This is a genomic window from Flavobacteriales bacterium, from assembly GCA_020635795.1.
Lineage (GTDB): Bacteria > Bacteroidota > Bacteroidia > Flavobacteriales_E > Vicingaceae > Vicingus.
Genome location: JACJZD010000001.1, coordinates 928,758 through 949,004, shown reverse-complemented (window position 1 = coordinate 949,004; position 20,247 = coordinate 928,758). Strand labels below are relative to the sequence as shown.

The 20,247-nt window shown below is 34.6% G+C and carries 16 protein-coding genes; 11 read left to right on the top strand and 5 right to left on the bottom strand.

Going from position 1 to position 20,247, the window contains the following annotated elements; genetic code table 11:
• Window positions 1-60: 60 nt before the first annotated feature.
• The 5 genes from H6589_04090 to H6589_04070 are packed head-to-tail and all read right to left on the bottom strand — an operon-like array spanning window position 61 to window position 5,955.
• The gene (locus tag H6589_04090) at window positions 61-993 is read right to left on the bottom strand and encodes an FAD binding domain-containing protein (GenBank protein MCB9173766.1); all 933 of its coding nucleotides are present in this window, start codon (window positions 991-993) and stop codon (window positions 61-63) included.
• Window positions 994-1,048: 55 nt separating this feature from the next.
• Entirely contained in the window at window positions 1,049-3,850 is a 2,802-nt protein-coding gene (locus tag H6589_04085) for a molybdopterin-dependent oxidoreductase (GenBank protein ID MCB9173765.1), read from the bottom strand.
• Window positions 3,851-3,879: 29 nt separating this feature from the next.
• Entirely contained in the window at window positions 3,880-4,614 is a 735-nt protein-coding gene (locus H6589_04080) for an SDR family oxidoreductase (GenBank protein MCB9173764.1), read from the bottom strand.
• Complete coding sequence (locus H6589_04075) at window positions 4,611-5,372, bottom strand: XdhC family protein (GenBank protein MCB9173763.1); 762 nt, start codon at window positions 5,370-5,372, stop codon at window positions 4,611-4,613. Before H6589_04075 ends, H6589_04080 begins: the two co-directional genes overlap by 4 nt.
• A complete protein-coding gene (locus tag H6589_04070) occupies window positions 5,359-5,955 on the bottom strand; it encodes an NTP transferase domain-containing protein (GenBank protein ID MCB9173762.1) in 597 nt (198 codons plus the stop codon). Before H6589_04070 ends, H6589_04075 begins: the two co-directional genes overlap by 14 nt.
• A 310-nt stretch (window positions 5,956-6,265) precedes the next feature.
• On the opposite strand from H6589_04070, the gene bcrC reads away from it, so the two are divergent.
• The 11 genes from bcrC (at window position 6,266) to had (ending at window position 20,218) form a co-directional block, all read left to right on the top strand.
• Window positions 6,266-7,486 (top strand): benzoyl-CoA reductase subunit C, encoded by a 1,221-nt coding sequence (gene bcrC / locus H6589_04065; protein MCB9173761.1) that lies wholly within the window; start codon window positions 6,266-6,268, stop codon window positions 7,484-7,486.
• A 93-nt stretch (window positions 7,487-7,579) separates the two neighbouring features.
• Entirely contained in the window at window positions 7,580-8,869 is a 1,290-nt protein-coding gene (gene bcrB, locus H6589_04060) for a benzoyl-CoA reductase subunit B (GenBank protein ID MCB9173760.1), read from the top strand.
• A 48-nt stretch (window positions 8,870-8,917) separates the two neighbouring features.
• Window positions 8,918-10,333: a benzoyl-CoA reductase subunit A gene (locus tag H6589_04055; GenBank protein MCB9173759.1), complete on the top strand. Its 1,416-nt coding sequence runs from the start codon at window positions 8,918-8,920 to the stop codon at window positions 10,331-10,333.
• Between the two features lie 29 nt (window positions 10,334-10,362).
• Window positions 10,363-11,220, top strand: coding sequence for a benzoyl-CoA reductase subunit D (locus tag H6589_04050; protein ID MCB9173758.1), 858 nt, complete (start codon window positions 10,363-10,365; stop codon window positions 11,218-11,220).
• Window positions 11,221-11,279: 59 nt separating this feature from the next.
• Window positions 11,280-13,025 carry an AMP-binding protein gene (locus H6589_04045; GenBank protein MCB9173757.1) on the top strand — a complete coding sequence of 582 codons (1,746 nt, stop codon included), beginning with the start codon at window positions 11,280-11,282 and terminating at the stop codon, window positions 13,023-13,025.
• The gene (locus H6589_04040) at window positions 13,013-14,227 is read left to right on the top strand and encodes a 2-hydroxyacyl-CoA dehydratase (GenBank protein ID MCB9173756.1); all 1,215 of its coding nucleotides are present in this window, start codon (window positions 13,013-13,015) and stop codon (window positions 14,225-14,227) included. The genes H6589_04045 and H6589_04040 overlap by 13 nt, the downstream gene beginning before the upstream one ends.
• A complete protein-coding gene (locus tag H6589_04035; protein ID MCB9173755.1) occupies window positions 14,227-15,885 on the top strand; it encodes an SBBP repeat-containing protein in 1,659 nt (552 codons plus the stop codon). Before H6589_04040 ends, H6589_04035 begins: the two co-directional genes overlap by 1 nt.
• Window positions 15,885-16,883 (top strand): 2-dehydropantoate 2-reductase, encoded by a 999-nt coding sequence (locus H6589_04030; protein MCB9173754.1) that lies wholly within the window; start codon window positions 15,885-15,887, stop codon window positions 16,881-16,883. The genes H6589_04035 and H6589_04030 overlap by 1 nt, the downstream gene beginning before the upstream one ends.
• 223 nt (window positions 16,884-17,106) lie before the next feature.
• Window positions 17,107-17,754, top strand: coding sequence for an ATPase (locus H6589_04025; GenBank protein ID MCB9173753.1), 648 nt, complete (start codon window positions 17,107-17,109; stop codon window positions 17,752-17,754).
• The gene (locus tag H6589_04020) at window positions 17,751-19,010 is read left to right on the top strand and encodes a thiolase family protein (GenBank protein MCB9173752.1); all 1,260 of its coding nucleotides are present in this window, start codon (window positions 17,751-17,753) and stop codon (window positions 19,008-19,010) included. Before H6589_04025 ends, H6589_04020 begins: the two co-directional genes overlap by 4 nt.
• A gap of 158 nt (window positions 19,011-19,168) precedes the next feature.
• Window positions 19,169-20,218, top strand: a complete 1,050-nt coding sequence (gene had, locus H6589_04015; protein ID MCB9173751.1) for a 6-hydroxycyclohex-1-ene-1-carbonyl-CoA dehydrogenase — start codon at window positions 19,169-19,171, stop codon at window positions 20,216-20,218.
• Window positions 20,219-20,247 lie beyond the last annotated feature (29 nt).

Genomic DNA, 20,247 nt, shown 5'->3' with positions numbered 1-20,247 from the left:
TGTTTATAAGATCAAAATTAACAATAAAATAATAAAAGACAAAAACATCCTTTATTAAAATTATAGCTCAATTTTTTCAAAACTTCTATTTAAATACACACTAATCATTTCTCTGCGGTACTTTCGAGAATACATATCATTATCAACAGTTCTAGAACCCTTTATGGCTTTTTTAATTAGTTCTTGTTTATCATCAGTACTCAATCCTTCAACTACAACAGCTTTTGGGTCTACGCCAGATAATGCAATTTTTATCTTTCCCGCTTTGTCTATTGCTAAAGCAGAAGTTAGTGATGTAAATTCTAAACTTTCACGCTCACGTAATTTATAAAACGCCGTTTTAAACTCCCTGCCTAGAGGTAAATATATAGCTGTAACTATTGCTTCTTCGGGCAAGTTTCTAGGTTTTACACCATCACCAGAATAAATAGATTCAAGTTTTTGACGTTGTGTTCCATTAAAATCTATGTATTCAATTTCTGCATCCATAGCTATTAAAGCTGGAGCTGTATCAGAAACCAATTCCGAAAAACAAGCATTCTTACCTTGAGTTGCTATACAAATATCTCCATCGCATTTTAAACAATAACCAATAGATTCTCTCCACCATTCCGATTGATTGTAATACAAACAACGATTTTCGCACAATACATTACCTCCAATTGTAGCTGTTTTTCTAATCAATGGCGAACCTACCGAAAGAGCTGCTTCAATAAGCATTGGGAATTCGTTTTTAATGGCTTGATTAAATTTTAATTCTTCTAAAATTTCTAAAGCCCCTATTCGAAGATAATCGTTTTGTTTTTCAATTCCTTTTAAAGCTTTAATTTTGGTTAAATCTATCAAACAATCAGAGGTTTCATTTCCTTGAAAACGATTAACCATTACATCGGTTCCACCCGATAAATATTTAAAATTACCCAAATGGGCTTTTGCATGACTTATTGCTTCTTCAACTGTTGTTGCAATGATGTATTTTTTTTCTGCAATCATTTTTATTAGTTTAAAGTTTGTAAAGATTAAAGTTTATAAAGTTGAAATGGATTGTTTATTTGACCACTTTCAACTTTTCACTTTTAACTTTCAACTGATTCAATACCTCTTCCGAATTTATGGGCAACGAAGTAACTCTTATACCAACAGCATCAAAAATAGCATTGGCTATTGCCGGAATTACTGGGTGAATTGCTCCTTCTCCACATTCTTTTGCTCCAAAAGGTCCTTCTGGGTCGATGGTTTCTATAATATTGGTGTGTATTGGCGGAGTATCTTTGGTGGTAGGAATTTTGTAATCTACCAAATTACTGTTTACCAATAAGCCATTGTAATACTTCATTTGTTCACTCAACGCTTGACCCAAGCCCATGTGCCAAGAACCTTCTAATTGCCCTTCAACAGCTAAAGGATTCAACGCTTTTCCAGCATCGTGAGCGCCCCAAATATCAATTACTTTAACATGTCCTGTTGCTGCATCTACTTTTACCTCAGTAATTACCGCCCCAAAACTGTACGACGGGCTCAAACCCGCACCAGAACCTTTGAAATCGCCTCCTAATTTTGGTGAATTATATGCTCCTGTACTGTTTAAAGCGCCCACTCTTCGTGTCGAATTTTCAATAGCTTCTGACCACGACAAATCAACCTTTCCATCATTACTAAACACACGTTCGTTTTGGAAGTTTAGTTCATCTTTACTAACATTATGAAGTATTGAGATTGCGTCTAAAATTTGTTCTTTCAGGTTTTCAGCAGCAGTTTTTGCTGCATTACCAGCCATAAAAGTTACACGGCTAGAATAACTACCTAAATCTATTGGAGTTAGTGTTGTGTCGGCAGCTACAACAAAAATGTTATCTAAACTCAATCCTAACACTTCGGCAACAATAATAGCCAACATGGTGTCACTTCCTTGTCCAATATCACTAGCACCTGATGTTACCAAAACTCTACCATCTAAATCAACTTTTAAATGAACCACCGATTGTGGATATTCATTCCAATGAATTGGCAACGCACTACCGCTAATAAAAAAACCACAAGCCACGCCTATTCCATACCCTTCTGGTAATTTTTTAAACTTGTTTTTCCAATCCGACAAGTCCATTACTTTTTGTAAGGATTCTCTACTTCCGTTTGACGTTATTCTATACTGACCAACCGTTAAGGTATTTCCATCAAGAAAATTTTTCAATCTCATTTCACATGGATCCATGTCAATTTCATGAGCCAATCGGTCAATAATGGTTTCTACAGCATAGCGTGAATTTACAGCACCATGACCACGCATTGCACCACATTGTGGCTTATTAGTATAAACCCTACGTGTTCTAAATCCAAAGTTGTTTATTTTGTATGGAGCTTGTAATAAAACCCCATTGTAATATGATGTTACTACACCAAAGCTACCATAAGCACCTCCATCAATTATAATATCGGCATCTAATGCTTGAATAGTTCCATCTTTATTAACTCCCATTTCAACACTCATTTTGGATGGGTGACGACCATGGTTGGTTAGAAACACTTCTTCTCTATTAAAGCGCATTTTAACAGGTTGTCCTAGAATTCTAGATAAATGTGAAATAATAATTTCATGAGGAAATGGGTCGGATTTACCACCAAAACCACCTCCAACATAAGGCTTTACAACCCTAACTCTATTCATTGGAACTTCTAATACTTTGGCTAAATATCGATGTAAATAATGTGGCACTTGGGTTGCCGTAATAATAGTTAACCCATTTTCGTCCCACCATGCAGTTGCAGCATGCGGTTCAGTAAACCCGTGATTAATTCCTTGAAAATCAAAATCAACTTTAACTTTATGGTCGGCAGCAGCTAAACCTTCTTGTTGGTTTCCAAAACGTAATTCAGCCTTTTTATGAATGTTGTTGTTAAATTTTCCGTATTCGTGAATTTTCTCGTAATCACCAATGTCTTCACAACATTCTTCCATATCAAAAAATGGTCGTAATGGTGTATAATCTAATTTAATTAAAGCACATGCTTGTTGAGCAATTTCTTCTGTATCTGCAGCAACAGCAGCAACAATTTCGCCAATATACCTTGTTTTTTCTACAGCCATTGCTGTTTCATCTTGCGAAATAGGTAAAACACCAAACTTTATAGGTAGTTCTTTACCAGTAATAACGGCTCTTACTCCAGGCAATGCCAAAGCAGCTTTAATATCTATTTTATTGATTTTAGCATGAGCGTGCGTACTTCTCAAAAACTTACAACATAAGGCATTTTTAATTTTAATGTCATCAGCATAATCAGCTGTTCCTTGAACTTTTTTTGTTGATTCAATATATGGTCTACCCTGTCCAACCATTTTAAATTTTGAAGCATCACTTTTTGGAAGATGTCCTAAAGGTGGATGAAGATGATTTTCTTCTTTTACGTATGATTCAACAGCTTCAATAATTTTTTTGTACCCAGTACATCTACATAAATTTCCTGATAATGCTTCTTTAATTTCATCGGTAGAAGGATTAGGGTTTTCTTCTAAAAAATCTAACGAAGTCATAATCATACCAGGAGTGCAATAACCACATTGTATGGCACCTTTTTCAACAAATTTCTCTTGTAGCTTATGCAGTTTATTTTGGTCAGCAACGCCCTCAATGGTCGTAATTACACATCCTGCAACTCTTAATGCTGGAGTAACACAACTTTGAACAGCTTTTCCATCAACAAAAACAGTACAAGCACCACAACTTGCCTGCTCACAACCCAGCTTTGTACCTGTTAAATTTATTTTTTCTCGTAAAACCTTCGCTAAAGTATCGTGTGGCTCTACAATAACTTTGTATTCCTTTCCATTAACGATATAACTTACTATTTCCATATTGTTTTCTTTAAAAACTATTCCAATTTTTATAAGCCAGCTCCTATGCTTTTTCCGCCATCAACATAAAGTGTTTGCCCTGTAATAAACTGTGTTTTTTCACTACTTAAAAATGCTACTGCATTGGCAATATCTTCAGGTTTACCCATCGATTTTGTAGGTTGTGCCTGAATCAATTTTTCTTGAACATCTATAGGTAATTTTTGAGTTAAAGGCGTATCAATTAAACCAGGAGCAATAGCGTTTACTAAAACACCATGTTTACCTAACTCTAATGCTAATACACGTGTTAAACCTACCACTCCAGCTTTTGATGCAGAGTAGTTTGATTGACCAGGGTTTCCCAACCATGCTCTTGATGTAATGTTTACTATACGTCCATTTTGTTGGTTTTTCATAATGCTGGCAGCATTTTTACACATGAGCCAAGTTCCTTTTAAATTGATGTCGATAACCGCATCAAAATCTTCGGTAGGCATTTTCCAAATTACATTGTCTTTTATAATTCCAGCATTGTTGACCAACACATCAACATGTTTGTGATTTTCGAGAACTGAATTATAGAAAGAATTAACAGCCTTTTCATCACTAATGTTACATGAATAAAAATGAGCATTTTCGCCTAATTTTTTTGCTAACGAAGTTCCTGCTGTTTCATCAACATCTACTAAAATAGTGATGTATTTTTCATCAATCATTTTCTCGGCAATGGCTTTTCCTATTCCCTTTGCTGCCCCAGTAACTATGGCTACTTTCTTTCTCATTTCTTGTTTTTTATTGATATTAATTTTGCTAATATGCTAATGGCAATTTCTTCTGGTGTTTCTGCTAAAACATCAATGCCCATAGGCATATCAACATTGTTTAGTTGTTTTTTTGTTGCTATTCCCGCATCTAAAAACATTTTTTTTGTCATTTCTACTTTTCTTTTACTGCCAATCATTCCAATATAAGCCGATGGTTGTTTGATGCAGTAAGACAAAATATCTCTATCTATTTCATGCTCATAGGTTAAAATTGCCACGTAAGTGTTTTTATCAAATGGCAATTTTGGTAAAATTTCTTTATAGTCAACATTCAATTTATTTACTTCTATAACAGCTGATAATTGGTCGATGTATTCTTTTCTATCGTCAATCACAAAAATTTCAAAATCCAACACTTTAGCAAATTTGGCTAATGCTTGTCCGGTATGTCCTGCTCCAAAAATGTAAAGTCGTTTCATTTTTTCTATTGGCTCAATAAATATTTCTACAGTTCCGCCACAACACATGTTATGCTGGTGCAATAAATCGTGTTTGAACAGTTTTGGTTTATTGCATTTTAATTGATACAGTGCATTTTTTATTACTTCCTTTTCTAAACTCCCTCCCCCTATTGTTCCTTTAATAGTGCCTGATGAATACACCAACATTTTTGAACCAACTTTTCGTGGTGTAGAACCTTTAGTATGCACAATGGTGCATAACGCAGCATCAACTCCACTTTTTCTTATCTCTTCTATTTCGTTATATATGTTCATTTATTGCATCATGGTATTCTAAAGGAGTATTAATGTTTATAAGGATATCTGAATTATACACCTTAACATATTTCTTTTCAAACTGATTGGTAAGCTCTTTTAAGGTTTCGTACTTCATATAATTGTCAACAATCTCTCTAATTACATTCTTACTTATTATAATAGGATGTCCTGCTTTTTCTTGATATTTTGGTATAGTTACTCCATCACTAATTCGTTCCTTATATAATGTATTAATAACTGTTTCATCTATAAATGGGTTGTCAACATTTTGTATAAAAGCAACATCTACATCTCCAACTACTTTTAAAGCCAACTGTAATGAAAACAATCTTCCTTTTTCTGGATTTTCAATTTCTACAAACGTTGCCTTTTTTTTTAGTTGTTCAATTCTGTCTGTATAAGCTGTTAAAAAAAACTTTTTATTTAAAGAAATAACTATTTTTTTAAACCCAACCTCATTATAGCTGTTTACTATGTTTTCTAAAAAGGTTGCATTGTTTACAAAAACCAACCAAGGTTTTGGAGAATTCATTCTGCTTGAATTCCCTCCTGCCAATACGATTACTGCACAATTATCCAATGTTATCTATTTATAGAAACTAGTGTTACTAAGTACCTCAAATTAGTGATTTTACGAAATGACTTTTATCATAAAAAAGCCCTTTGATTTTACGAACTTATGATTAACAAAGTAGAATTACTATGATGAGCATCATAAACCACAGAAAAAGTGTTTGCTAATTTTATTCTCGAATTATGACTCAATTGTAACTATACCAACCAAAGTTTTCTTTTTTGCTTGATAGCAAGGTATAGTCTCTCATTTTTAACATCAAGTAAAAAAGCAAACCCAAACAAAGTTGGTTAAGTTTTGAACTAAATGTTAAAATATGAAAGAACTAAAACAAATAATTAACGAATGTAAGGAATTATCGTTCGATTTAAATTTCACCAGAGCAAAAAAATGGAAAGAAGAAAAACCAGGTAGAGTTCTAGTTGGTTATATGCCTATTTATTTTCCTAGAGAAATTATACACGCTGCTGGTGGTATGCCTGTAGGTATTTTTGGTGGTGGCGATCGCAAGCAAATTATAAAAGGAGATGCTTACTACCAATCTTACATCTGCCATATACCCAGAAGTATAATGGAATTAGCTTTAGATAAACACATGGATCATATCGATGGTTTTATCTTTCCATCTATTTGTGATGTAATAAGAAACCTTTCAGGGATTTTTAAACAACATAAATTAGGAAAGTTTGTTAAGTACATGGATTTTCCGCAAAATTTCTTACCTCAAATTGGGGGTGTATTCTACCAACAAGAAATGGAACATGTATTGGAATACATTAAAGAGATTAACGGTGTTGAAGTAACTACCGAAAAACTAAATCATTCAATAGAATTATACAATAAAAATCGACAACTAATTTCTTTGATATACGATATCCGACAAGAATATCCTTGGAGATTAAGTATTGAAGATGTGTATCATATTGTTAGAGCAGGAACAGTTATTCCAGTTGAAGAACACAACGAAATATTAGAACAGGTTTGTGCTCACATTAAACAAAACATTGGTGTACCACAAGATAAAATTAAAGTGGTTATTTCTGGTGCTTTTTGCGAACAACCAGCAGTAGGTTTAATTAAAGCTATTGAAGAAGCAGGATGCTATGTAGTTGACGATGATTACATGTTGGGTTCAAGAATGATTCTTGGTGATATAGATGCTACAACAAACAAACCACTAGAAGCAATTTCTAATTCTTACATCAATCAAAGTCAATACTCATCTTCTATTTATGATGTTCATAACCCGAAAGAAAACAGATTGGCCAAAATTGTTAAAGATAGAGGTGCTAATGGAGTCATCTTTGCTTCAGCAAGTTTTTGTGACCCTAGTTTACTTGATGCTCCAATTTTCCAAAACGCTTTTAATAAAATGGGAATCCGATACATTGCATTTCAATACAGCGAAAACATTAATCAATTTAAAGTAATTAAAGAACAAGTGGGTGCTTTCTCTGATTCAATCAAATTATGGGAAGATGAACCAGCAGCAGTAAGCAACATCAATTTAACTGCTACCGATTCTTGCAAACACTAATAATCTCTATTAATATGAACAAGTTTAATTATTTGATGTTATGGGTTAAATCAACTTATAAGCTTTAAACTTTAAACTTTAAACTTTTAAAATATGTCTCAAGAAGCTCAAAAAGAAAAAAGTATGATTCTCCAAAAGGAGATGGTAGAAGGACTTTTTAACGATTTAGCACAAGCAAAAGAACTAGGAAAAAAAGTGTGTTACACCTTTATTCCAGGTAATCTTTCTGAACTTATCAGAACGTTTGATATGCTACCTGTATATCCAGAAATAAATGCTTTGCAAAGTGCCATGCGTAAAAAATCGGGTGGTTATATTAAAGAAGCTGAAAAAAATGCACACTCTGAAGATGTATGTACCTATGTAAAATGTGATGTCGGTATGCTTATGAAAGGAAACATTGGTCCAACTGGAACAAAAATTCCTGAGCCAGATGTGTTGCTTTTAAGTTATACAGGCTGTTTTACTTTTATGAAATGGTTTGAAACACTTAAAAGAGAATACCCAAATGCAAAAGTGATTATGGTACACACTCCTTATCAGGAAAATGCTAAAATGACTCCGCAAATGGTGGAATACATGGTAAAACAATTTAAGGAAGAAGTTATTCCTCAAATGGAAGAAGTTACTGGTATTAAATACGATGAGGCAAAATTACAACGTATGTTGGCATTATCAAAAGAAGCTGAAGATTGGATTACCAAAATTTTTGATACTACCAAACATAAGCCGTCTCCTATTGATGCTTACTTCGCTGGGGTATACTACATTGGTCCAATTAACATCGGTTTTAGAGGTACCGAACAAGCAGTTGAGTATTATAAAGAATTATACAACGAAATTCAAGAGCGTATTCGTTTAGGATTAGGTCCAATTACTCCAGAAGGAGAAATGAAAGAAGAAAAATACAGATTGGTTGTTGAAGGCCCTCCAAACTGGACAAGTTTCCGTGAGTTTTGGAAAATTTTCTATGATATGGGAGCCGTAATTGTTGCTTCATCATATACAAAAGTAGGTGGTGTTTACGATATGGGATGGAGACACGACCCATCACGACCACTTGAATCGTTAGCTGAATATTGCATGAATTGTTACACCAATTTAAATATTCCACAACGTATTGATTTGTTATCGAAATGTATTACCGAATACCAAGCAGATGGTTATGTAACCAATTCTATCAAGAGTTGTAACTCATTCTCTGCTGGACAATTAGGGATGATGCGTGAAATTGAAGACCGTTTAGAAGTTCCTGTAGGTTTTATCGAATCTGATTTGGTTGATCCTCGATACTTCTCTTATTCAAATATCAAGAACCGTTTAGAGTCGTATTTCCAAATGTTGGCTCAACGAAAAATGTTAGAAGAACAAGAATCACAATAGATAACCACAGTTGAAAACATCGTTTAACCACGATTAAACTCTTAAAAAATGAAAAAATACTATTTAGGAATCGATTTAGGCTCAACCACTTCAAAAGCAGTTATCATTAACGAAAAAGATGAAATTGTTGGAAGAGGGATAACTAACACAAGAGCTAACTATAAAGTTGCTGCAGATATTGCACGTGAAGAAGCCATCTATGATGCTCGTTTTAACTTATTACAACGTAAAATTGGAGAAGATGTAACCAAGCCTGAATTTAAAAAATACATGCAGGATTTACGTAGCGTATTTCAATACGGACAGTTTAGACGACGTATGGAAAGTTTAGAAAAAATGCTAAACAAAACCGTAAATGAATTTTCGTACGAGAATAAAAACCAAATTTCAGAAAAACTAAAAGAAATTCTTGAAACCATTCGTCCACAAATTCATCACGAATTTATCAACGAAAATTTGGGTTCAAAAAATCAATTTTTTAGAGACATTGTAAGTGAAAAATACAATGTTGAAGTAGAGAAAAAAGGTGCAGAATTTTACGAGCCATTAATGTTGGCTTTTGATAAAAGCATTACACCTATAGAAAACGAAATGGTTCAATACAATTTTAAAGAATTGGTGTTGGAAGCCATGAAAATTTTGGACGAAAAATACAAAGGTTTAGCCGACCAACAAGAAGATGGTAGCAACGAAGACTGGTATTATGCCGAATTAAACGCAGTTAAAAACAACTACAAAAATGTAGAGTTTACTTTACGTGACCACATTAACGATATCGCTGATGAGGAAATTCACATTGCTAAAATGGTTGGTACAGGTTATGGTAGAGCTCTTTTACCTTTCCCTGAAGATTGTATTAAATCAGAAATTTTATGCCATGCTTTTGGTGCTCATGCTGTTTTCCCTAATACTAGAACAGTTTTAGATATTGGAGGACAAGATACCAAAGCTATTCAAGTAGATAGCCACGGGTTGGTTACCAGTTTCCACATGAACGATAGATGTGCTGCTGGTTGTGGTAGATATTTAGGCTACATTGCTGATGAATTTGGATTATCGTTAAACGAACTCGGACCAGAAGCAAACAAAGCAACAAAAGAAACCACCATTTGTTCAACTTGTACCGTATTTGCTGGTGCAGAGGTAAAAGAATTGTTACACAATGGCGAAGAGCGTCCAAATATTTTAGCTGGATTACACAAAGCTATTGTACAACGTGCCATGTCATTAATTGCTCGTTCTGGAGGAGTTAGAAACGAGTTTACATTTACTGGTGGTGTTGCCAGAAATGAAGCCGTTTTAAAATATGTTAAACAAATGGTTACCGATTCTTATGGAGAAGTAACTATGAACATACATACTGATTCCATCTTTATGGGAGCATTAGGAGGAGCAATGTTTGCAAGAAGAAACATTAGTGCTGATTTACCTACTGCTAAAGAGAAAAAAGAAACAGCTGAATAAGTTTTACTAATCTTTAAACATCTAACGATATGAAAAATACAATATATACCATGGGAGTTGACGTTGGCGGAAGCTATGTTAAAGCCGTTTTAATGGAGTACGACAAACAAACTGGCGATCATAAATTGATTGACAAACAAACTGAAAAAATTAGAAAACGTAATCCAAAGGATGTGGTGGTTGATGCCGTTGACATGATTTTGGAAAGAAACAACTTAAACTACGATAATGATATTGCTTATTTAGCATCTACAGGTGAAGGTGAAATGGTTGAGAAAAAAACAGGTCACTTTTACAGTATGACATCTCATGCTCGTGGAGGTATTTTCTTTGCTCCCAACGCAAAAACTGTTGTGGACATGGGTGGATTGTATGTTAGAGCCATTAAAATTGATAACCGAGGAAAAGTATTGGATTACAAAATGACTGGACAATGTGCCTCAGGATCTGGTCAGTTTATTGAAAACATCTCTCGTTACTTAGGTTTAGCAATCGAAGAAGTTGGTGAAATTTCGTTAAAAGCTGACAATCCAGAAGTTCCTTCAGGCATTTGCGCTGTGTTAGCCGAAACGGATGTTATTAATCTTGTTTCTAAAGGACTATCTACACCAAACATTGTAAAAGGAATTAACATTTCTATTGCGCAACGAGTAGTTAAACTATTAGGCTCACTAAATGCCGAATCACCTATTGCTTTAGTTGGTGGTATGGGTATGAATGTGGGTATGATTCAAGCCATAGAAGAATTGTCGTCTGAAAACAAGAAAAAATCGTTTGAATTTGTCGCTCATCCTGATGCTATTTATTCAGGTGCTATTGGAGCAGCACTTTGGGGTGGTTTCAGATATTATAAATTAAAGGAAAAGGAAGCTGCTGTGGTAGCTTAAAACATGATTAATGACTATAATTCTTAAGCGTTTAGCATAAATTCTTGAATAATTGAAACATGAAACAATTAGATTCTGAACATAAGCTTGGTGAAGTACTTCCTAATATTGCTACTTTATTAAACCAAAATGTTAAACGGTTTGAGAACAACATCGTTTATCAAGAAAAAAATAAAGAAGGTAACTTCGAAGGTATTTCGTGGAAAGATTTTTACAATAACATTCAAAACATAGCTTACAATCTACAGCAACAAGGTTTTAATAAAGGCGAAAAAATTGTTATTTTTTCTCGAAATTGTTTAGAAATGCTACAGCTCGAATTGGCAGTAATGGCTTACGGAGGTATAGTTGTTCCTATTTTTGCCAACTTTAAAAAAGATACTGCTGAATTATTAATCAACCATTCTGATGCCTCTTGGTTGGCTGTACAAGGCGATGCTCAACTTTCTAACTTGGGTACAGATTTAACCCTCAAAAAAATATATTCATTCAGCAAAGTTACCGATGTTCGTTTTCCAGATTTAAACTATTACGAAGATTTACTGGTTCAACGACCAGAAAACACCTCAGTATTTGATACAGAAATAAAACCCGACAGCATTTGCCTAAACATGTACACTTCTGGTACGATGGGTATTCCAAAATGTGTTCAGTTAATGCATAAAAATATTTTGTCGCAGCAAGCGGCATTATCTATAGTTTGGGATGTTACTGAACACGACCGATTTTTAGCTTATTTACCTTGGCACCATAGTTTTGGTGGTATTTTCGAATTATTTACAGCATTGTATAATGGAGCAACATTCTCGTTAGAAAGTAGCTATGGTAGAGATGCCAATACCATTTTTGAAAATTGGAAATTGGTAAAACCAACTATTTTTTTTAGTGTTCCAAAAGTATATCAATCGCTTTACGACTTAACTCGAGAAAGCAAAGAAGCAGAAAATATTTTCTTTAATTCAGGGTTAAAATTCATTTTTACTGCTGCTGCTGCCCTACCCGAAAAACTCTCTAACGAATTTGAAAAACGCGGTATTAAAGTAGTTGAAGGTTGGGGTTTAACAGAAACTTCACCTTGTTGTACTTTAACCGATCCTTCGTTGAAAAGAGAAACTGGCGTTGTTGGAAAACCAATTCCTGGTGTAAGTATAAGAATTGCTGACGATGACGAAATTCAAGTAAAAGGTCCAAATATTATGGTGGAATACTACCATAACGATGAAGCCAATAAAGATGTATTTACTGAAGATGGTTGGTACAGAACTGGTGATGTTGGAGCAATAACCGATAATGGATTAAAATTAATTTCTCGAAAAGACCGCATTTTTAAACTTTCAAACGGCGAAAAAGTAATTCCTACAGATTTAGAAAAAGCCATTGAATTAAAATGCCATTACGTTCAATACGCTGTGGTTTCGGGTAGTGGCGAAGAACATCCTGTAGCATTAATCTTCCCAAATAAACGACTACTAGAAAAACCGGATTATGAATTATCTCCCGAAGATGGTTGTTTTTGCCCAAGAAGTTTAAACGAATTAGGCAAATGTTTAACAGGTTGTTTACATCAGGCTAACGAAAGTATTGGTCAAAAATTCGCAAAAGTAAAATCGGCAGCTATTATTCTTGATGAATTGTCGTTAGACAACAACACACTAACACCATCGATGAAAGTTGCACCAAAAAACGTGGTAGAAAAATACAAAGCACATCTATTCAACATGTATGGCGATAATGTTCCTGTAGAAGAAGAAGTTTATATCATTGATTTAGAACCTAATAAACTGAATTCAAAATGTACAAAATAAAATCAACAGATAAAATGAAAGAGATAATGGGCAATTATTTTAGCTCATTAGAAACTGGCAAAAAGAAAATTGCTTGGTGTACAAGTGTTGGCCCTGCTGAATTGCTTCGTTCATTTGGTTTTGAGGTATATTTCCCCGAAAATCATGGTGCTTTATTAGGAGCTACTCGAACTGCAATGGATTATATTCCAGAAGCAATTAAATGCGGATATTCTGGTCATGTTTGCTCCTATACTACTGCTGATATAGGTTCTTATCTAAAAAAAGAAACTCCACTTCAAACACATTATGGTTTAAGTGGTCATCCAAAACCAGATATCATAGCATACAATACCAACCAATGCCGCGAGGTGCAAGATTGGTTTACTTTTTTTGCTGATGAATTTAACTGTCCTATAGTTGGTATTCAACCGCCTCGACATGTTGATGAAGTAACCGATGAAATTGTTGAATTAGTGGTTAAACAATTCAAACAAATGATTCCTGTTTGTGAGCAAGTTAGCGGCAATAAATTTGATTTAGATCGTTTTAAAGAAACAGTACGACTAAGTAAAGAAGCCACTTTATTATGGCAAAAAGTATTAAAAACATCAACAGCAATGAATGCTCCATTGAGTTTTTTTGATGGAACCATTCACATGGGACCAATAGTAGTGTTGCGTGGAACTCAAGTTGCAAAAGATTATTACACTACCCTTTTAGCTGAATTAGAAGAAAATGTAAAAAACAACATCGGCTTTTTACCAAAAGCTAGAACTAGAATTTTTTGGGAAGGAATGCCTATTTGGGGTAAGTTACGTATGATGAGTGATTTATTCACCTCAAATGGTGCAGCAGTTGTGGCATCTACTTATTGTAGCAGTTGGGTTTTTGATAAATTCGATGAAAACGACCCATGGAATTCAACAGCTAGAGCTTATACCGAAATTTTCATCAACAGAAGTGAAAAAGCCAAAATGAAAATGCTTACCGATTGGTTTAAGGAATACAAAATTGATGGAATAGTTTATCACGATACCAAAACATGTTTTAACAATTCGAATGCCAAATTTGGTATGCCTCAACGACTACAAAAAACAACAGGAGTAAGGTCATTAATCATCGAAGGCGATTTGTGTGATTTAAGATTTTTCTCCGAAGGGCAAAGCATTACTAAGGTAGAAACATTTTTAGAGCAATTGGAAGAACAAAAAGTGTTTTAATGAAAAAAAATATTGTCATATTAATCTCATTTTTATTTTCCTTCAGTGGTTTTTCTCAAACCATCTCTTGGGCTAAAAGTGCTACCGGAACAGGTTTAGATGAAGGTAATGCTATTGTTGTAGATAATAATGGTTATACATACATTACGGGTTCTTTCGAAAGTGCTACGTTAACTTTTGGAACACAAACCATTAACAACACCTCCCCCGGAACATCTGACATTTTTGTTGCTAAATTCGATTTAAACGGAAATTGTCTTTGGGCTAAAAATGTGGGTGGATTTAGTGATGAATACAGTACTGCCATTACTGTTGAGAAAAATACTGGTGTTGTTTATGTTGCTGGTCATTTTAACAGTACATCTGTAACATTTAATGGTTCCCCAATTAATAACAATGGATATTCCGATTTAATTCTGTTAAAATACAATACATCAGGGGTTGAGCAATGGGGAAAAGGTTTTGGTGGAGTTGATGAAGACCAAAGTACGGGATTAAGTATCGATCAAAACAATAATGTTTATCTAACTGGTCATACTTGGGGAGGTATAAATTTTGGAAGTACCACAATATTAAATAATGGTGCAGTAGATTTATTTATTGCTAAATTTAATTCATCAGGGACTAATTTATGGGCAAAAGGAATTGGAGGTTCGGGTTCAGATAGAGCAACTTCAATAAAAACAATAGCTAATGGAGAATCTTACATTACTGGGTTTTTTGATAGTCCAACAATAGCCTTTGGTTCAAACACACCTCTTACCAATGGCTCATTTGGCGACGATTACCTTTTTGTTGCTAAATATGACGCAAGCGGAACAGCTATTTGGTCAAAATCTGCATCATCAGTAAATGGTGGTGTTTGGGGAAATAGTATTTCAACCGATAACAATAATGACGTTTATATTACTGGATGTTTTGATGGAACTTCTATGACTATTGCGAATGTTATTGGAAATTCAAATCCAAGCTACGATAATGTATTTGTTGCAAAATATTCTTCTAACGGAGTTGAACAATGGGTAGTAAATCCAACATCTGGACCAGAGGGTAATGAAGCGTACTGCATCACTACCGATAATTTAAACAATGTTTACATTTCTGGATGGTACACATCTCCATCAGTAAATTTTGGAGGTATTATTTTAACTAGTACTGCTGCTGGAGATAATATTTTCTTGGCAAAATACAACTCATCAGGAGTTATCCAAAATGCTTATTCGTTTAGAGGAGCCGCAGCTTCTGGTGGTTATGGAAATGGGATATGTGCTGATAATAATGGTAATATCTATCTAACCGGTTATTTTGAAGGTGTTAACATGACTTTTAACACTGTTACTTTAACCAATACTGGTTCTTATGATGTGTATTGGACAAAATTTGGTTTGGGAACAACAGCTGTAACCGAGTTAGAAAAACAAAATACATTTCATATTTATCCTAATCCTTTTAATGTTACTGCAACGATAATTACTAAAGATTATTTAACTAATGCAACGCTTAAAATACTTTCTATTAATGGAAAATTAGTAAAAGAATTCACTAACCTAAATGGAAAATCAATTTTGATAGATCGTTTTGGATTAGAAAACGGAATTTATGTAATACAACTTACAAACAACAATGTTGTTGAAACAAGAAAATTGATATTGAACTAATGGCAAAAAAAACTAAAATAAAAGTTGGAGTTATTGGTGTAGGACCAGTAGGAATGATACTTGCCGTTAAACTTCAAGAGGCTGGTTGCGAGGTAGCTTTGTGTGAGGTTAACGAAGTAAAAGCCAATAAAATTAGTTCGGAAGGATTGGTGTTGGAAAATGTGATGCAAGCAAAAGCAAAATTCGAAAAGGTTTTTCAATCCATTTCTGAATTTGAGGGTTGGGATGCTGATTATTTAATTTTTTCATTAAAATCGAACCATACTGCAGCTGCCGTAAAACAAGCTCAAATTTTAAATACCGAAAAACTTACGGTTGTTTCGGCACAAAACGGTATTGATGTTGAACAGCTTTTAGCAGCAGGTTTTGGTGAATCAAAAACACTGCGATTAGTTATCAACTTTGCTGGTAACACTACATCGCCAAACGTAACAAAAGTTACCTTTTTTACAGCACCAAATTATTTGGGTTCGGTAAACGATGCTAAAACTGAACAAGCTAAAGAATTAGCCCATTTACTTACGTCTGTGGGACTAGATACAAAGCCCATCGATTCGTTTGAATTAGTGAAACGAACTTGGGAAAAAACGATATTAAATTCATCGTTAAGTGCTTTATGTGGCGTAAGTCGTTTAACTATGGCTGAAGCCATGGCAGACCCAGATACCGTAGAATTGATTGAACAAGTAATTGATGAAGGAATACAAGTTGCAGAATCGGAAAAAATACGATTTCCTGACGATTTTCTTCGCCAGTGTATGCGTTACCTTAAAAAAGGTGGTGACCACTTCCCTTCTCTAGCGGTCGATTTAATAAACAATCGCCCTACCGAAATTGATTACTTTAATGGTAAAATCGTTGAATATGGTCGTAAACATTACATCCGTACATCGTTAAACCTATCGTTTACCAACATGGTAAAAGCCATGACCAACAAAAACATTATTTCAAGAGTGCCTTATGCAGTGCTGCTGGCGATGTTAACCGTAAAATATTAGATAAAGGTTTAGTCAATAAAAAGCTACACTCCTCATCACATAAAAAAACACCAATTGCTTTTTGGGTATTGATTTAGGCTCTGCTTGCCGCAAAGTTTACTGTAATTGATGATAAAGGTAATGCGCTGTTTCGTTACTTTTTACCAACCTTAAACAACGATAAACAAGCGTTTAAAAAACGTAATGCAGACCATCGCTACCAATTTTAGCATAAAATACAGTTGTGCTACAGGGGTATGGTCGTAAACATTTTACTGAAACAGATCTTGTTAAAACAGAAATAAATTGTGGTGCTGCTGGTGTTTCCCATTTCTTCGACGGAGAAAAAAACATTATTGATATAGGAGGTGAAGACATTAAAATAATACGTTGCGATAAAGACAATAACGTAGAAAATTTCTACATGAACGATAAATGTGCTGCAGGAACTGGTTCGTTCTTAGCTGAAATTGCAGAACGTGCAAACATCAACATTAGTGAAATGAGCAGTTTAGCTTCGTTATCCAAATACGACAAGGAATTAAACAGTTTCTGTACGGTATTCGCTAAAACCGAAATCATGAATTGGATTTTTGATGGCATGTCGGTTGAAGACATTTCTCGTGGAATTTACAATTCTATAGCCAACAAAGTAGCAAAAATGAGGCTCGACCCAGGTATTCCAACTTTTATGATTGGAGGGGTAATTGCTCATCATCCATACTTAAAAGACTTGTTAAACGAAAAGTTTAAAAAAGATATACAAATAGTTGATAGTCCGCAACATGTAGTTTCGTTCGGTGCTGCAATTTTAGCCATGAACACCTACAACAAAAATGTTCAGCAGGAATTAGAAAATCAGAAAAAAAATAATAAAACGATAAAACAATGAAAGGATTTCACGATAAGAAAAAAGGGTTTGGAATAACTTACGATAATATTTATTTGGTAAATGGCGCAAGAACTCCATTTGGAAAATTATGTGGCACATTAGGACAAGTATCACCTACAGATTTAGGAATATATGCGACCAAAGCTGCTATTGAAAAATCAGGAATTAAAGGCGATGATATTGATCAAGTAATGTATGCCAACATCGGTCAAAGTTCTGCTGATTCTTATTTTTTACCTCGCCACATTGGCTTGTTTTCAGGTATTCCAGAAGGTATTCCCGCTGTGATGTTGCAACGTATTTGTGGTAGTGGTTTTGAAACCATTATTGCAGGTGCAGAGCAAATAACATTAGGAAAAGCACAAACCGCTTTATGTGGTGGAACAGAAAACATGAGCCTCTCTCCTACGGTAAGTTTTGGAAACAGAATGGGATATCCGTTAGGAAAAATTGATTTTAAAGACATGCTTTGGGAAGCTTTAAATGATACTGCTGCTGTACCAATGGGATGTACGGCGGAAAATGTTGCTACCAAACATGGAATTACAAAAGAAGATGCGAACGAGTTTGCAAAACTTTCTATAGACCGATATATCGCTGCAAAGGAGCGTGGTTTCTTTGATGGTGAAGTAGTTAAAATGAACTCAGCAGAATTTGCTGTTGAAGGTTTAAATACACGAAAAGTACGTTTACCAAAAACTGCTGTTGATTTTACAACAGACGAAAATGTTCGTCCAGCCGATTTAGAAGCTATGGCAAAATTACCTTCTGTTTTTGCACGTGATGGAGTTCAAACTGCTGCAAATTCGAGCGGTATTGTTGATGGTGCAGCTTCAGTTGTTGTGGCAAGTGGCGATTTTATCAACCAAAAAGGCTTAAAACCTTTATCAAGAATAGTGGCATCGGCTACGAGTGCTTTAGACCCAAGAGTTATGGGGTTAGGACCCGTTCCTGCAATTCGTTTAGTATTGGAAATGGCTGGTTTAACAATAGCAGATATTGGTTTAATAGAAATTAATGAAGCTTTTGCTGCACAATTTATTGGTTGCGAAAAAGAATTAGGTTTAAACCGCGACATCTGTAATGTTAATGGAGGTGCAATTGCTTTAGGGCATCCTTTAGCTGCTACAGGAACTCGATTATCATTAACAATTTCAAGAGAAATGCAAGCAAGAGGTGTTAAGTATGGTATTGCTTCGGCTTGTATTGGTGGTGGACAAGGAACAGCTATTTTATTTGAAAATCCAAACGCATAAAAAGCCATCCCTAACCCTTCCCGAAGGGAAGGGAATAATGAGTGAAAAAAAAATGAAGGGTATTTAAAAAAAAAGAATTAAAACGAATGACAATGAGTGAAACAATAAAAGACAAGCAACCGTCTTCTTCCCCTTTGGGGAAGACCGAGAAGGGGCTTATGAAACAATGGCAAATGACAGCACTAAAGGAAGATTTTTCTTTGGTTGAATCTGAATTGCCATCAATAAACGAAAACGAAGCAATTGTTAAAGTTGCTGGTTGTGGTGTTTGCCATACCGATTTAAGTTTTTGGCACGATGGCGTGAGAACAAAAAAAGAAATGCCTTTAACATTAGGTCATGAGATTAGTGGAGTTGTGACAGCAGGTCCAGCAAATTGGGTTGGAAAAAATGTAATTATTCCAGCTGTATTACCTTGTGGTGATTGTGAGTTGTGCAACAAAGGCAGAAGCAACATGTGTCAAAACCAACTAATGCCAGGAAACGATTTTCACGGTGGTTTTGCTTCTCATATTGTTGTACCTCATAAATATTTATGCCCTGTTCCCGACTCTATTTTAACCAAATACTCATTACAAGAACTTTCTGTAATTGCGGATGCTATTTCTACACCTTATCAAGTAATGAAAAAATCAGAGTTAGAAAAAGGTGATTTAGCAATAGTTATAGGTGTTGGTGGAGTTGGTGTTTATGGTGCTTTAATTGCAAAAATAATGGGTGCTAAAGTAATTGCCATCGATATCAATGATGATAAGCTTGCAAACGCTAAGAGAAACGGTGTTGATGCAACTTTAAATTCTAAAGGACTTGATTTCAAAGAAGTAAAATTGAAAGTAAAAGAACTAGCCAAAGAATTAGGCACTCCAAAATTCGGTTGGAAAATTTTTGAATTTTCAGGCACTACTCCTGGTCAGGATTTAGCATTTAGCCTAATAACTTTTACATCGACATTAAGCATAGTAGGTTTTACTATGGATAAATTGAATGTTCGTTTGAGTAACCTAATGGCTTTCGATGCAAAATTAATTGGCACTTGGGGTTGTAAACCCGAATTGTACCCAGAAGTAGTTGAATTAATTGCATCTGGAAAATTGGAGATTAAAGATTTTGTTCAAACATTTCCAATGTCGAAAATAAACGAAGTATTTAAAAACACACTTGAACATAAATATGACAAACGTTCAGTGTTAGTGCCCGACTTTAATTAAACAAAAACTCATATTCTAAAACTATAAAC